The 14,530-nt window shown below is 65.8% G+C and carries 13 protein-coding genes; 2 read left to right on the top strand and 11 right to left on the bottom strand.

The window, feature by feature from the left end:
- Positions 1-49: 49 nt before the first annotated feature.
- Positions 50-1,870, bottom strand: coding sequence for a DNA mismatch repair endonuclease MutL (mutL, locus tag BI327_RS30050; protein ID WP_076864907.1), 1,821 nt, complete (start codon positions 1,868-1,870; stop codon positions 50-52).
- Between the two features lie 232 nt (positions 1,871-2,102).
- On the opposite strand from mutL, the gene BI327_RS30045 reads away from it, so the two are divergent.
- A complete protein-coding gene (locus BI327_RS30045) occupies positions 2,103-2,426 on the top strand; it encodes a ribbon-helix-helix domain-containing protein (RefSeq protein WP_076864906.1) in 324 nt (107 codons plus the stop codon).
- 88 nt (positions 2,427-2,514) lie between these two features.
- Here BI327_RS30045 and BI327_RS30040 read toward each other — a convergent pair whose 3' ends face one another.
- From BI327_RS30040 to BI327_RS30025, 4 genes are read right to left on the bottom strand one after another with little or no spacing between them, the layout of a single operon-like run.
- On the bottom strand, positions 2,515-4,083 hold the full coding sequence (locus BI327_RS30040; protein ID WP_076864905.1) for a GMC family oxidoreductase: 1,569 nt from the start codon (positions 4,081-4,083) through the stop codon (positions 2,515-2,517).
- Between the two features lie 24 nt (positions 4,084-4,107).
- Positions 4,108-4,656, bottom strand: a complete 549-nt coding sequence (locus tag BI327_RS30035) for a Twin-arginine translocation pathway signal (RefSeq protein WP_076864904.1) — start codon at positions 4,654-4,656, stop codon at positions 4,108-4,110.
- Positions 4,657-4,688: 32 nt separating this feature from the next.
- Entirely contained in the window at positions 4,689-5,084 is a 396-nt protein-coding gene (locus BI327_RS30030; RefSeq protein ID WP_076864903.1) for a VOC family protein, read from the bottom strand.
- Positions 5,085-5,405, bottom strand: a complete 321-nt coding sequence (locus tag BI327_RS30025) for a c-type cytochrome (protein ID WP_076865459.1) — start codon at positions 5,403-5,405, stop codon at positions 5,085-5,087.
- Between the two features lie 381 nt (positions 5,406-5,786).
- Here BI327_RS30025 and BI327_RS30020 point away from each other — a divergent pair, with 381 nt between their 5' ends.
- Positions 5,787-6,110 carry a hypothetical protein gene (locus BI327_RS30020; protein ID WP_076864902.1) on the top strand — a complete coding sequence of 108 codons (324 nt, stop codon included), beginning with the start codon at positions 5,787-5,789 and terminating at the stop codon, positions 6,108-6,110.
- A gap of 166 nt (positions 6,111-6,276) precedes the next feature.
- On the opposite strand, the gene arfB is transcribed toward BI327_RS30020, so the two are convergent.
- The 6 genes from arfB to ileS form a co-directional block, all read right to left on the bottom strand.
- Positions 6,277-6,696 (bottom strand): alternative ribosome rescue aminoacyl-tRNA hydrolase ArfB, encoded by a 420-nt coding sequence (gene arfB, locus BI327_RS30015; protein WP_076864901.1) that lies wholly within the window; start codon positions 6,694-6,696, stop codon positions 6,277-6,279.
- A gap of 333 nt (positions 6,697-7,029) precedes the next feature.
- Positions 7,030-8,394: a M16 family metallopeptidase gene (locus tag BI327_RS30010; protein ID WP_167386918.1), complete on the bottom strand. Its 1,365-nt coding sequence runs from the start codon at positions 8,392-8,394 to the stop codon at positions 7,030-7,032.
- Positions 8,391-9,779, bottom strand: coding sequence for a M16 family metallopeptidase (locus BI327_RS30005; RefSeq protein WP_076864900.1), 1,389 nt, complete (start codon positions 9,777-9,779; stop codon positions 8,391-8,393). The genes BI327_RS30010 and BI327_RS30005 overlap by 4 nt, the downstream gene beginning before the upstream one ends.
- 168 nt (positions 9,780-9,947) lie before the next feature.
- On the bottom strand, positions 9,948-10,679 hold the full coding sequence (locus BI327_RS30000) for a hypothetical protein (RefSeq protein WP_076864899.1): 732 nt from the start codon (positions 10,677-10,679) through the stop codon (positions 9,948-9,950).
- A 102-nt stretch (positions 10,680-10,781) separates the two neighbouring features.
- Entirely contained in the window at positions 10,782-11,303 is a 522-nt protein-coding gene (gene lspA / locus BI327_RS29995; RefSeq protein ID WP_076864898.1) for a signal peptidase II, read from the bottom strand.
- Complete coding sequence (ileS, locus tag BI327_RS29990) at positions 11,276-14,275, bottom strand: isoleucine--tRNA ligase (RefSeq protein WP_076864897.1); 3,000 nt, start codon at positions 14,273-14,275, stop codon at positions 11,276-11,278. Before ileS ends, lspA begins: the two co-directional genes overlap by 28 nt.
- Positions 14,276-14,530 lie beyond the last annotated feature (255 nt).

Genomic DNA, 14,530 nt, shown 5'->3' with positions numbered 1-14,530 from the left:
TACTGGATCGCCCGGTCAAGCCGGGCGATGACAGTTGCGTGTGCGGTGGCTACCGCCGCCCGAACAGCTTCTCGATATCGCTCAGCTTCAATTCGACATAGGTCGGGCGGCCGTGGTTGCACTGGCCGGAGTTCGGCGTGTCTTCCATCTCGCGCAGCAGCGCGTTCATCTCTTCCGGCTTGAGGCGCCGTCCGGCGCGGACCGAGCCGTGGCAGGCCATGGTGGCCGCGACGTGCATCAGCCGGCGTTCCAGCGGCAGCGCCTCGTCCCACTCTGCCATGTGTTCGGCGAGGTCGCGCAACAGGCCGGCCGCATTCGCCTTGCCGAGCAGCGAGGGCGTCTCGCGCACGGCGACCGCGCCGGGGCCGAAGGAATCGATCGCGAGCCCGAACGCGCACAGCTCCTCGGCGCGGTCGAGCAGCTTCTCGACGGTCGCTTCGTCGAGCTCGACGATCTCGGGGATCAGGAGGATCTGCCGCTGCACGCCGTTCTTCGCCAGCGAGGCCTTCAGTCGCTCATAGACGATGCGCTCATGCGCCGCGTGCTGGTCCACCACGATGAGGCCATCGCGGGTCTGCGAGACGATGTAGGTCTCGTGGATCTGGGTGCGCGCGGCGCCCAGCGGCCGGTCGAGCAGGTCGGGGGCGGGCGCCGCCTCGAATCGTACATCCGCGGTCGGCGTGCCGACGTCGAAGGCGGCCTGTCCGGGCTCGGCGAAGGCGGGCGCCGCCGCGCCCTCGAACGCGCGCACCGGATTGACCGGATAGGTCGGCGAGCTGCGCCAGTCCCAATTGCTCGGGCGTGATGGCGTGGTGAAGGCGGGGCGGAACGCCGAGAGCGTGGCGCCGTCGGCGGTGTTGGCCGCGGTGCGCTTGCCTTCACGTGCGAGGCCCTCCTTCAGAGCGTGCACGATCAGCGCGCGCACCAGGCCGGCATTGCGGAAACGCACCTCGGTCTTGGCGGGATGCACATTGGCGTCGACCTCTTGCGGGTCGCAGGTCACGAACAGCGCCACGACGGGATGGCGGTCGCGCGGCAGATAGTCGGAATAGGCCGCGCGCACGGCGCCGAGGATCAGCTTGTCGCGCACCGGGCGGCCGTTGACGAACAGATACTGCCCGAGGGCATTGGCGCGGGTCAGCGACGGCGCGGCGGCGAAGCCCTCGACCACGACGCCCTCGCGCTCGGCGCGCACCTCGATCGCGCTGGCGCGAAAGTCGGCGCCCAGGATATCGCCGAGCCGCGTCAGGCGGCCGGCCGCGCCCGGCAGCGCCGCAGCCCAGGTGACGGGCGCGCGCTCCTCGCCGGCCAGCGTGAAGGCGATGTCGGGGCGCGCCATGCCGAGGCGCCGCACCACCTCGCGGATCGCCTCCGCCTCGGTGCGGTCGGTCTTGAGGAATTTCAGCCGCGCCGGCGTTGCGTAGAACAGCTCATTGACCTCGACGCGGGTGCCCTGGCCGAGCGCAGCCGGCATGACCTCCGACTTCTCGCCGCCCTCGACCGACAGCGACCAGGCGTGCGGCTCGCTGGCATGGCGCGTGGTGATGCCGAGCTTGGCGACCGCGCCGATCGACGGCAGCGCCTCGCCGCGGAACCCGAGCGTGCGGATGCGCAGCAAGTCTTCGTCGTCGAGCTTGGAGGTGGCGTGGCGGTCGACCGCAAGCGCGAGGTCTGATCGCGTCATGCCGCCGCCATCGTCGGTGATGCCGATCCGGCGCCGTCCGCCGCCATCGGTGAACACGTCGATCCGGCTGGCGCCGGCGTCGATCGCGTTCTCGACCAGTTCCTTGACGACGCTCGCAGGGCGTTCGACCACCTCGCCGGCGGCGATGCGGTTGACGAGCTGTTCGGGAAGCTGGCGGACGGGCATGGATTGGATGTCGGAAAAGCGATTCGAGGCTGGCAGCTACTATAAGTCGGCCCGCCGGCAAATGCATGGGACCGCTTGGACCGCCCGCCACAGGTTGGGGACGATTCCGCCCTATCGCCTTGAAGACGCTGATCTTCGGCGGTCGGCGCGTTACGCCCTACGTCCCGATTGTGGGGCCGCGCGCGCGGGTATATCGTTTAGAAAAATTATAAGTTCTCGCCGGAGGAACGCCATGTGCCACCTTTTCGCGCACCAGCCGCAACGCGACTATGAATCGCAAACCCGATCGTTGCGGATCGACGGCCATTGCACCTCGATCCGGCTGGAAATGTCGTTCTGGGATACGCTGGAGGAAATCGCGGCCAAGGAAGGCATGACGCTGGCCAAGTTCCTCACCACCCTGCACAACGAGGTGCTCGATCATCACGGCGAGGTGAACAATTTCGCATCGCTCTTGCGCTGCTCCTGCCTGATCTACCGCGCCAAGGCCACTGCGCCGGCGGTGGTTCCGGATTATCGCCCCGCGGCTGCGGCGATCATGGATGCCGCCGAATAGGCCTCGCGCAAATCCATCACGCAAGAGAAAAGCGGCCTTGTCCTGTTGGGCAAGGCCGCTTCAGTGAGAGGGGAACTGTATTTTCTTGCTAGATCTCCTTGCGCTGCATCGCGCCGGCGATGTGGTCGGCCTGCCGGATCGCCAGCGACACGATCGTCAGCGTCGGGTTGCACGCCGCGCCCGATGTGAACTGGCTGCCGTCGGAGACGAACAGGTTCTTGATGTCGTGGGTCTGGCCGAACTTGTTGACCACGCCGTCGCGCGGCTTCTCGCTCATCCGGTTGGTGCCCATGTTGTGGGTCGAGGGATAGGGCGGCGTCGGATAGGTCACGGTGGCGCCGACCGCCTCATAGACCGCGGAGCCCTGCTTGTAGGCGTGATCGCGCATCGCGACGTCGTTCGGATGATCGTCGAAATGCACGCTCGCGACCGGCATGCCGAACTTGTCCTTGATCTTCGGGTCGAGCGTGATCCGGTTGGTCTCCTGCGGCATGTCCTCGCCGACCAGCCACATGCCGGCCATCCGCGGATAGCCTTCGATCGCGCTGGTGAAGCTGCGGCCCCAGGCACCGGGATTGAGGAACGCGGCCATGAAGGGCAGGCCGAGCGACAGCGTCTCCATCTCGTAGCCGCCGACGAAGCCGCGGCTCGGATTATTCTTGGCCTCGTCGCGGATGATGCCGGCCATCGTGGTGCCGCGATACATGTGCACCGACTTCTCGAAGCTCGCATACACGCTGCCGGTCATGTGCCGCATGTAGTTGCGGCCGACCTGGCCGGATGAATTGGCGAGCCCGTCCGGGAACATGCTGGAGGCGCTGTTGAGCAGCAGCCGCGGGCTCTCGATCGAGTTGCCGGCGACCGCCACCACGCGGGCCTTCTGGCGCTGCATCGCGCCGGTCGGATCGGCATAGACCACGCCGGTGACCTTGCCGGACGGGTCGTGCTCGATCTTGATCACCATGCTGCCGGGGCGCACTTCGAGATTGCCGGTAGCTTCGCCCTTCGGGATCTCGGTGTAGAGCGTCGACCATTTGGCGCCCGACTTGCAGCCCTGGAAGCAGAAGCCGATCTGCTGGCACGAGCCGCGGCCGTCGCGCGGCTCGCTGTTGATCGCCATTCGCCCGGTGTGCACCTCCTTGTAGCCGAGCTTCTTGGCGCCGGCCTCCATGACCTTGAAGTTGTTGTTGCCGGGCAGGCCAGGAATCCCGTTGGTGCGGGTGACGCCCATCTTGTCCTCGGCCTTGGCGTACCACGGCTCCATCTCGGCGAGCGTGATCGGCCAGTCCAGAAGGTTGGCGCCGGAAATGCCGCCATAGGCCGACTTGATTTTGAACTCGTGCTCGTCGAAGCGCAGCGAGGCACCGGCCCAGTGCGTGGTCGAGCCGCCGACCGCTTTGACGATCCAGGCCGGCAGGCCCGGAAAATCCTGATGCACACGCCAGCTGCCCGAGGTCGAGCGCGCGTCGGACCAGGCGAGCTGGGTGAAGCTGTCCCACTCATCGTTGATGAAGTCCTGGTTCTCGATGCGCGGACCGGCCTCCAGGATCACGACCTTGACGCCCTTCTGCGCCAGCTCGTTGCCGAGCGTTCCGCCGCCGGCGCCGGAGCCGACGATCACGACAACGCCGCTGTCATTCAGATCGAATTTTGCCATTGTTTCCTCCCGACGTTGTCCGGTTCAGGCCTTAGGCAGCCAGTCGATGTCGGCGAAGCCGCGCTTGAGATAGCCGCCATGCTCGGCGGAGGAGCCCTCGTAGCCGAACCGCGGCCACACCTCCTTGTTGTTGTAGAGCGAGACGATGAGGTCGCCGCGGATCTTCTGGAAGAACACGCTGGTCTCGATCTGCTGCAGCAGCGCGACGCGATCGTTCTCCCAGGCGAGCTGGGCATACGGCATCTTGTGGCGGTCATTGGCCGCCGCATCGAGTCTCGCGACGCCGTCATTGATCAGCGATTTGACCGCCGGATCCTTGGCCGCCTTGTCATCCCACGGCTTGACCGCCGTGATGTAATAGCTGTCGCCGAGGAAGTCGTGCGGATAGATATCGCGCGCCACCTTGAGCAGCGTCTTCATCGTGGCCGGCGTCAGCGTCGAGGCGTCATCGGCCCACGCATCGGTGATGCCGAGCCCCGTCGAGGTCGCAATCGCGACGGCGGGTGCGGTGACGGCCGCGCCTTTGAGAAACACACGCCGGTCATATTTGCTGCGTCGATCGATTTCTCTCATGGGTTTCCTCCATCAATTATTTTGTAGTTGAATTAGCCGAAGCGCCCGCCGCGCTGGATCACCTCGATCTTGTAGCCGTCGGGATCGGAGACGAAGAAGAAGCGCGCCAGCGTCCTGCCGTCATGCTTGAAGTCGCGCAGCGGCCCGGGCGACAGTTTTTCCTTTTCGAAGCGCGCATGCTCGGCATCGACGTCATCGACGACGACGGCGAGATGGCCGTAGCCGTCGCCGAGCGTGTAGGGCTCCTTGCGATCGAAATTGACCGTCAGTTCGACCTCGAACGGCGACGACGGATGGCGCAGATAGATCAGCGCGAAATCGGGAAATCGCAGATTGTCCGCGATCTCGAGGCCGAACGCGCGGTGGTAGAAGTCGAGCGCCTTCGCCTCGTCGAACACGCGGATCATCGAATGCACGGGTTTCGCCATTCAGTTCAGCTCCTTCAGATAGGCGATGATCATGGCGCGGGTTTCCGGCTTGGCCTGCCGATAGGCCATCACGCTGCCGGGGATCAATTCTTGCGGATTGGTCAGCCAGGCATCGAGCTTCGCGTCGTCCCAGACGAAATCCGCCTTGGCGAAAGCTGCGGAATATTTGAAGCCGTCCGCCTTGCCGGCATGGCGGCCGACGATCTTGTAGAGCGAGGGTCCTTGCCGGGCGGGATCCGACGCGTTGGTCGTATGGCAGGTCGCGCATTGCTGCTTGAACAGCGTCGCCCCATCGGGCGGCTTGGCGGCGGGCAGGGGCATCTGCGCGCCGGCCATTTGCACTGCAAGCATTGCGCTGCAAAATCCAAGCGCCAACGTCCACCTTGCGCGCAGCTTTGTCATCTACATCACCGCCTCTGTGCGGTGACTGTAGGAGGCTGAAATCGGCCGTTGGTAGTAGCGGGCTGTTTCACGGCAGAACAAAAGCGGGCAGCGGAACCGGCGCCGCCAAATATGCGGACGACAAATCCGCAAAATGACCGCGAAATCCCTGCACGATCACCACACGGCGCAGCTTGCATTGCGTGTGCGCCGTTTGCGGAAAATTCAGTCTCGCGCGATGGGGTTTTAGGATCGGCGCGGCAAACGGCGCACACTCAGCGCCGCTCCCTCCATCGTCAAATCAAAGTCCAGGAGAAATGGATGACGTTTGCAAAAACCAGCGTGCTCGCTCTTGCCATCTCGGCCGCGATGGCCGGCCCCGTCCTGGCGCAGGGGGCGGCTACACCGGGTCCCCAGCTTCGCGGCGGTGCAGCGGGCGGCGGTACCATGCAGCAGGGCGGCGGCATGTCCGGCAGCGGCGATGAGGAAATGGCGGCGCAGCCCGGCACGGCGACACAGAAGGGCAGTGCCGCCGCCAAGTCGGGCAGCAAGGGAACGGTGGGCAGCAGCAGCGGCCGCGCGACGACCCCGAAGTCCGGCGGTTCCGAGATGGCGCCGGGCGCCGCAGGAACCAAGAAGTACTAATGCGCAATGAGATGTGTTGAAGCGTCACCGCGCTTCGCGTCTTGTTTGAACATGATCTCCGCGCAAACGCGCAATCCGCGTTTGTCTGCTCTCGTCCCGCGATGATCGGATCCCGGATGCAGCGCCGTGCGTGCGCTGCGTCCGGTGCTCTTTAGTCCGGTGTTCCTTAATCGTCGAACCGGCGCGTGCCGCGGCCGGCCTTGATATCGCTGCGGTGCTTCTTGCCTTCGAGCCGGCGTTGCTTGGAGCCGAGCGTCGGCTTGGTCGGCCGCCGCGGCGTCGGCCGCACCATCGCTTCCTTCAACATCTCGAGCAGCCGCTCGATCGCGTCGGCCCGATTGCGTTCCTGGGTGCGAAACCGGAACGCCTGGATCACGATCACGCCGTCCTTGGTCATGCGGCTGCCGGCGAGCCGCGCCAACCGCTCGGCGGCATCCGCTGGCAGCGCGATCTTGTGCGTGTCGAAGCGCAACTGTGCCGCCGTCGAGACCTTGTTGACATTCTGTCCGCCCGGACCGGAGGCGCGGACAAAGACGATCTCAATGTCGTTCTCGTCGATCGTAAGGTCGCGGGACACCCGCAGCATGACATCACCCGGTGGAGGGAAGAATCGGCGGCCGCAGGATAGCGGGTTTGCGTTGCGTGTGCTCGGGCGGGATTGATGTCGCGTCGGCTACGTCCGGGGCCGGTGTGTGGGGCCACTCCTCTCCCCAACCCTCCCCCGCAAGGGGGGAGGGAGCCCTACCGCTTGCGCGTCCCTGACGATCGAAACATCAGCGTCCGACGCGACCCGCGCGAGGATACGATGTAAGGCGAGCACACCTCTCAGGCTCCCTCCCCCCCTTGCGGGGGAGGGTTGGGGGAGAGGGGTGGCCGCAACGGAAGTGCGCGTAGGGAGCAAATACGCGCCGAGAACGCGTCAGTTCGCCTTCGGCGGCGCCGAGGCCGGCTGTGCGGCGGCTTGCGGGGCGCGGCCGACGATCACGGTGAGCAGGCCGTTGCCCCAGAGCTTCTTGGCGACCCGCTTGGCGTCGTCGAGCGTCACCGCATCGACGATGGCGTTGCGCTTCTCGATGTAATCGATCGGCAGCTTGTCGAGCTGGTATTGCAGCATCGCCTGCGCGAGCTTGGAGGAGGTGTCGAGCGCCAGCATCTGCGAGCCCTTCAGATAGGACTTCGCCTCGTCGAGCTCCTGCTGCGTCGGGCCTTCCTCGGCAATGCGGCGGACTTCCGCATCGATCGCATCGACGGTCTCGCCGGCGCGGTCGGCGCGGGTGCCGGTGTTGCCGATGAACAGCGCGGAGTGGTCCATCCAGAGCAGCGCTTCGTAGATCGAATAGGCCAGCCCGCGCTTCTCGCGCACTTCCTTGTAGAGCCGCGACGACAGCCCGCCGCCGCCGAGAATGTGGTTCACCACATAGGCGGCCATGAAGTCCGGGTCATGCCGGTTGATACCGGGGCCGCCGAAGGTGACGACGGTTTGCGGCACGTCGAGCGGCACAAAGGCGCGCTGCGGCGGCTTGGTCGCCACGACGTCGGTAATCGGCGTCAGCTCGGCCTTCGCCGGCAGGCTGCCGAAGGTCTTGTCCAGCAGCTTGCCGAGCGTCTCGGGATCGACGTCGCCGACCACGGCGATGCGCAACGTGTCCTTGGCGATGATGCGGCGGGTATATTCCTTCAGGTCGGCTATCTCGATCGTCGGCACGCTCTCGAGCGTGCCGGTTGCCGTCCTGCCATAGGGATGCTCGCCGAATGCGAGCTCGAGGAACTTGCGGCCGGCCAGCGAGGAGGGGTTGGTCGATTCGCGGCGCAGGTTCGAGATCACCTGGGCGCGGATGCGCTCGACGTCCTTGGGCTCGAAATGCGGCGAGGTCAGCGCCATCCGCAACAGGTCGTAGGCCTCGTCCTTGTTGTCCTTGAGCATGCGCAGCGAACCGCGGAACTGGTCGCGGTTCGACGCGAAGCTGAGCTCGATGGCGCGGCGCTCGAGCCGCTCGTGATAGGTCTTGGAATCGAGGTCGCCGGAGCCCTCGTCGAGCAGGTCGGCGACCAGATTGCCGACGCCGGGCTTGCCGGGCGGATCCTGGCTGGCGCCGCCGCTGAAGGCATATTCCATCGCGATCAGCGGCACGGTCGCATCCTGCACGAACCACGCCTCGATGCCGCCGGGCGACACCAGCCGCTGGATCTTGGCCGCGGCCTGCGAGGGCACTGACGTCAGCGTCAGCAGCGCGGCGCAGGCGCCGCCGATCAGCGCCGCACGGCGGGTGAGGGAGTAGATCACGAGCGCTTCTCCTCGCGTTTCGGCGCAGTATCCTTGATCAGATAGCCGGTCACCGACCGCTTCTTGTCGAGCCAGGTGGCGGCTGCGGCACGCACCTGCTCGGCGGTGACGGCGCGAATGCGATCCGGCCAGCTCCTGATGTCGTCGATGCTTAAGCCCGTGGTCAGCGCGCCGCCATACCAGCGTGCCAGCGTCGCCTGGTTGTCCTGGGCGTAGATCGCTTCCGCAATGAGCTGGGTCTTGACCCGTTCGAGATCCTCGGCGCGCGCCGGGTTCTGCGCGAGGTCCGCGATCACCTTGTCGATCGCGTCCTCGATCTGTGCGAATTCGACGCCCGGCTTCGGCGTCGCCGAGATCGAGAATTGCGACGGATCGAGCGAGGTGCCCTGATAGCCGGCGCCGGCCGAGATCGCGAGGCCCTTGTCGATCACCAGCGCGCGATAGAGATAGGAGTTGGCGCCGCCGCCCATCAATTGCGCCAGCACGTCGAGCGCCTGGCTCTCGCCGGCCGCCGCGGTCGTTGCCGACGGCACCAGATAATAGCGGCGCAGGCTCGGCTGCTCGACACGCGGGTCCGACAGCGTCACGGTGCGCGGCGCGGCCGGCGTCGGCTCCTGCGGCCGCACACGCTTCTCGGGGATCGCGTGCTGCGCCGGGATCGGGCCGAAATTCTTCTCGACCAGCGGGCGGATATCCTTGACGTCGACGTCGCCGGCGATGACCAGGATCGCATTGTTCGGCGCGTAGAAGCGCCGGTAGAAGGCGAGCGCATCCTCGCGGTCCAGCTTCTCGATCTCCTGGTGCCAGCCGATCACCGGCCGGCCGTAGGGATGATTGAGATAGAGCGCGGCCATGATCTGCTCGGTGAGCCTCGCATCCGGGTTGTTGGCGACCCGCATGTTGTACTCTTCGAGCACGACGTCGCGCTCGGGCAGCACATTCTCGTCCTTCAGGATCAGGCCGGTCATGCGGTCGGCCTCGAACTCCATCATGGTCGGCAGCTGCTCGCGCGGCACGCGCTGGAAATAGCCGGTGTAATCGGTGGAGGTGAAGGCGTTCTCATTGCCGCCGACGCGTAGCACGGTCTGCGAGAACTCGCCGGCCGGGTGCTTGGCGGTGCCCTTGAACATCAGATGCTCGAGGAAATGCGCCAGCCCCGATTTGCCGGGCGTCTCGTCGGCGGAGCCGACCTTGTACCAGATCATCTGCGTCACGACGGGCGTGCGATGATCGGGGATCACCACGACCTGCAATCCGTTGTCGAGCGTGAAGCTGGCGGGGCGCTCCGAGGTGACGGTGGTCTGGGCGCGGAGGCTGGCGCCCGACAGCGGGATTGTTGAAACAAATGCGGCAGCGAACAGGGCAATCGATCGACGAGAGCGCATCACAATCCTTATGAAAGCCCGGACACACGGCCGGGACGCGAAAGCAGGCCATCGTACACGGTCATACCCGTGCCCGTCGTCACGAAGCGGAGAGACGCACGTCGCCCCGCATTAAGCTTTGCCCATGTCAGCCTTCGTTGTCAGCCTTCGTTCGCCGAGGCCAAGCGGTCACTGCACCGGTTTTCCGGTCATGACGTCGTACTGGCCTTCCTTCGCCATCGGCTGCATCGGTCCGGTGCCATAGGCAAAGCCGGAGGACGGCGTCTGGTAGCCCGGAGGCGGCTCGGTCAGGGATTCGCGGGTCGGCTCGCCCTTGAACGGCTTGGACTCGCTGCTGTTTCCCTTGAACATGCCGAGCAGGCCGCCGGTGTAACCGAGCTGGCTCGGCATCAGCGACGGATTGGTGTTGGTGCCGGGCTCCAGCGGCTCCTTGCGGCCGTCGGTGGCCGTCTGCTGCTTGCGGCCCGCCTCGATCTCGGCCGGCGTCAACGCCACCGCTGACTGCCACGGCTCCTTCTTGACTTCCTTCTTGCGCGCCGCGATCGCAGCCTTGCGGGCGGCGATATCAGGGTCCTTCGGCCAGTTCGGCGCGTTGACCTGGGCGGTCGAGGAGGGCGGTGGCAGGTCGAGCTTCGGCGGCACCACCAGCGGCGAGCGCTCGCGGTAGTCGATACCCTTGCTGGCCGCGCTCTTGGCGCCGAGGCCGGTCATCAGATTGTCGACGATCCGCTCTTCGAAGGTCAGGCCGTCGTCGCCGTCATCCTCGTCGTCGCCGGCACGCACCGGGCCGGCCGCCATGACGAGGCCGATCCCGGCCGCAACGAACGCCAGACGCAGGCCGCGCATCAGCGACAGCTGGGAGGTCTCGATCAGGTACAAGCGGGCTTTGGTGTTGCGCATCGCGCTATTCCCATCTCAAAATTCGCCAAGGCGATCACTGGCTTAGCGCTCAGTTCCGCTGGGTGCAGGTCAACCGCGCCGACCGGCTCGTATCGGCCGGGATCAGGGCGCTTTTACGGCGGGGGTCCCCATGACGGAATCATACAATAGGGCCGCCACACCGGCAACGATGGCCACGTCGGCGAGGTTGAAGATGTACCAATTATAGGTTTTTCCGGCGATCTCGACATGAAACAGGGCAAAATCGACCACCGCGCCATAGGCGAAGCGGTCGATGCCGTTCCCGATGGCCCCGCCGATGATCAGGCCGAGCGACACCGTCGCCAGCCAGGTCCGCGACCGCGCCATCCAGATCGCCAGCGCGATCACGGCGGCGGCCTTGATCACCATCAGCAGAATCTGGGCCGCCGGGGTCTCGCTCTGAAACCAGCCGAAACTGATGCCGGGGTTCCAGGCGAGCACCAGGTCGAAGAACGGCGTCACCGTCACCGGGGCGTGGTGCACGATGTCGAGGACATGGAGCAGCCAGAGCTTGGAGGCCTGGTCGGCGATCAGGGTGATGACCGCCGCCAGCACGCCGGCGCGAACGGGCGAGCTCAAGCCGTGGCCCCCAGCGCCTTCCATTCGCGCAGCGCCTGGGCGTCGCGCGGCGAGACGTCGGGATACTCGGGATCCTCCCCGACGGTCGGCAGGATCTTCCACGAGCGCGCGCATTTGGTGCCGATCGCCTTCTCGACCACGACCGCAACGCCGGGCACCGCATCGAGGCGGAAGGCGCCCGCCGGCGCCTCGCCCTCGCGCACCTCGTAGTTCGAGGTGATGCAGACCTCGGCGAGGTCGATGTCGAACAGCGTTGCGAGCATCTCCCGATCGGCGACGTAGATCACCGGCGATGCCTCGAGCGAGGAGCCGATCCGCTTGGCGGCGCGTTCGAGCTCAAGCGCGCCGGTGACGACGCGGCGGACGTCGCGGATCGTCTCCCACTTCGCGGCAAGCGCGTCGTTGCGGAACTGGGCGAGACCCTCCGGGAACAGCGTCAGATGCACCGACGGTTCGGCGTTCGGCCGGTACATCCGCCAGGCTTCGTCTGACGTGAAGCTCAGGATCGGCGCCAGCCATTTCAGGATCGCGTCGCACAGCAGGTCGATCGTGGTCAGCGCCGCCTTGCGCGCCACCGAGGACGGCGGATCGCAATACAGCGTGTCCTTGCGGATATCGAAGTAGAACGCCGACAGCTCGGAATTCATGAAGGCCGCGAGGCTTGCGACCACGGTCTTGTAGTCGAATGCGGCATAGGCCTCGCGGATGGTCTCGGCGTGGCCGGCCAGCTCGTGCAGCATCAGCCGCTCGAGCTCGGGCATCTCGGCGAAAGCGACCTTCTCGCTCGGCTTGAAGTGATGCAGCGTGCCGAGCATCCAGCGGATCGAGTTGCGCAGCTTGCGATAGGTCTCGATGGTGTTCTTGAGGATCTCCGGGCCGATGCGCTGGTCGTCGGCATAGTCGGTGGCACAGACCCACAGACGCAGGATGTCGGCACCGGAATCCTTGATCACCTTCTGCGGCTCGACCGTGTTGCCGAGCGACTTCGACATCTTGCGGCCGTTCTCGTCGAGCGTGAAGCCGTGGGTCAGCACGATGTCGTAGGGCGCGCGGCCGCGCGTGCCGGCGCTTTCCAAGAGCGACGAGTGAAACCAGCCGCGATGCTGGTCGCTGCCTTCGAGATACATCACGGTGTCGTCGCCGCCATCGACCTTGCGGACGATGTTGCCGAGCTGCGGGAAGTTCTGGCGGTCTTCCAGCACGAAGGCGTGCGTGGAGCCGGAATCGAACCAGACGTCGCAGATGTCGTCGACCTTCTTCCAGTTCTCGGACGCGCGGGAGCCGAGGAAACGCTCGCGGGCGCCGTCCATGTACCAGGCGTCGGCGCCTTCCTCCATGAACGCCTCGGTGATGCGCTGGTTGACGACCTCATCCTGCAGGATCTCGGCCGAGCCGTCGCTGTTCTCGCGCACGAACACGGCGATCGGCACGCCCCAGGCGCGCTGCCGCGAGATCACCCAGTCCGGGCGGTTGGCGATCATGCCGTTGATGCGGTTCTCGCCGGCCGGCGGCACCCATTGCGTCACCGAGATCGCGTGCAGCGCGCGGGCGCGCAGCGTGTCGCCCTTCTTCGCGTGGCCGTGCTCCGCGATGTCCTTGTCCATCGCGATGAACCATTGCGGCGTGTTGCGGAAGATCACCGGCTTCTTGGAACGCCAGGAGTGCGGATACTGGTGTTTGAGCCGGCCGCGCGCGAGCAGTCTGCCGGCCTCGATCAGCGCCTTGATCACCGCTTCGTTGGCGTCGCCCTTCTCGCCTTTGTCGTTGAGCACGCGTTTTCCGGTGAAGCCCGGCGCCTGCGCGGTGTAGGCGCCGTTCTCGTCGACCGTGTAGGGGATCGCGGTCGGGATGCCGCGCGCATCGAGCTCGCGGGTGTTGGCCGTCCAGACGTCGAAGTCCTCGCGGCCGTGGCTCGGCGCGGTGTGCACGAAGCCGGTGCCGGTGTCGTCGGTGACGTGTTCGCCTGCCAGCAGCGGCACGACGAATTCGTAGCCGCCGCCGAAGCCCTTCAACGGATGCGCGCATTCCACGGCGTCCAGCGTGTCGCCGGGAATATCGCGGACCTTCTCATAGGAGGTGACGCGCGCTTGCTTGAAGACTTCCGCGGCGAGCGCATCGGCCAGGATCAGGAGGTCGCCGGTCTTCGCCCAATTGTCCGCCGGCGCGCCCGTGACCTTGTAGAGGCCGTAGGCGATCTTCGGCGAGAACGAGATGGCGCGGTTGCCGGGCAGCGTCCACGGCGTGGTGGTCCAGATCACCACCGAGGCATTGGCCAGTGCGCCATGCGCTGGGGAGGTGACCGGGAATTTCACCCACACCATGTCGGAGGTGTAGTCCTCGTACTCGACCTCGGCTTCAGCAAGCGCGGTCTTCTCGACCACGCTCCACATCACCGGCTTCGAGCCGCGATACAGCGTGCCGTTGGCGGCGAACTTCATCAGCTCGCGGGCGATCTGCGCCTCGGCCGGATAGCTCATCGTCTGGTAGGGATGATCCCAGTCGCCGATGATGCCGAGCCGCTTGAATTCCTCGCGCTGCACGTTGATCCAGTGCGTCGCATAGGCGCGGCATTCCCTGCGGAACGCGACCATCGCGGCGGAGTCGCGGAAATCGGGCTTCTGCTTGCCCTTGGAGCGGTAGTTCTCCTCCTCGATCTTCCATTCGATCGGCAGGCCGTGGCAGTCCCAGCCCGGCACGTAGTTGGAGTCGAAGCCGAGCATCTGCTGGCTCTTGGTCACGACGTCCTTGAGGATCTTGTTCAGCGCGTGCCCGATATGGATGTTGCCGTTGGCGTAGGGCGGGCCGTCATGCAGCACGAATTTGGCGCGGCCCTCGGCTTCCCGGCGCAGCCTGTCGTAGAGGCCGATGTCGTTCCAGTATTTCAGGATTTCCGGCTCGCGCTGGGGCAGGCCGGCGCGCATCGGGAATTCCGTCTGCGGCAGGTAAAGGGTCTTGGAATAGTCGTTAGCGTCGGTCTTTTGCGGCTTGTCGGACATGAAAGCTCTGATTTGGCAGGTGCGGGCGCGGATACGCGATCAATCGCGGGTGAAAACGGCGAAGTCCCGGTCTTGCGCCGAGCCTTCAGGCTCAGGCGGAAGCCGGGCCGCTAATCCGTATGATGCGCCGCGAAAACATGGGGTTTCCATAGCAGCCGAGCGGGAAATCGCAAAGCCCCGGTTGGCCGGCGGGGCCGTTCCGGGGGATCGCCCCGGATCGGGATGAAGTCAAATCGGTTTGACCGCGGGGTACGG

It is taken from the genome of Bradyrhizobium mercantei (assembly GCF_001982635.1).
Classification (GTDB): Bacteria; Pseudomonadota; Alphaproteobacteria; order Rhizobiales; family Xanthobacteraceae; genus Bradyrhizobium; species Bradyrhizobium mercantei.
This window is presented reverse-complemented; position numbering and strand designations above follow the sequence as displayed.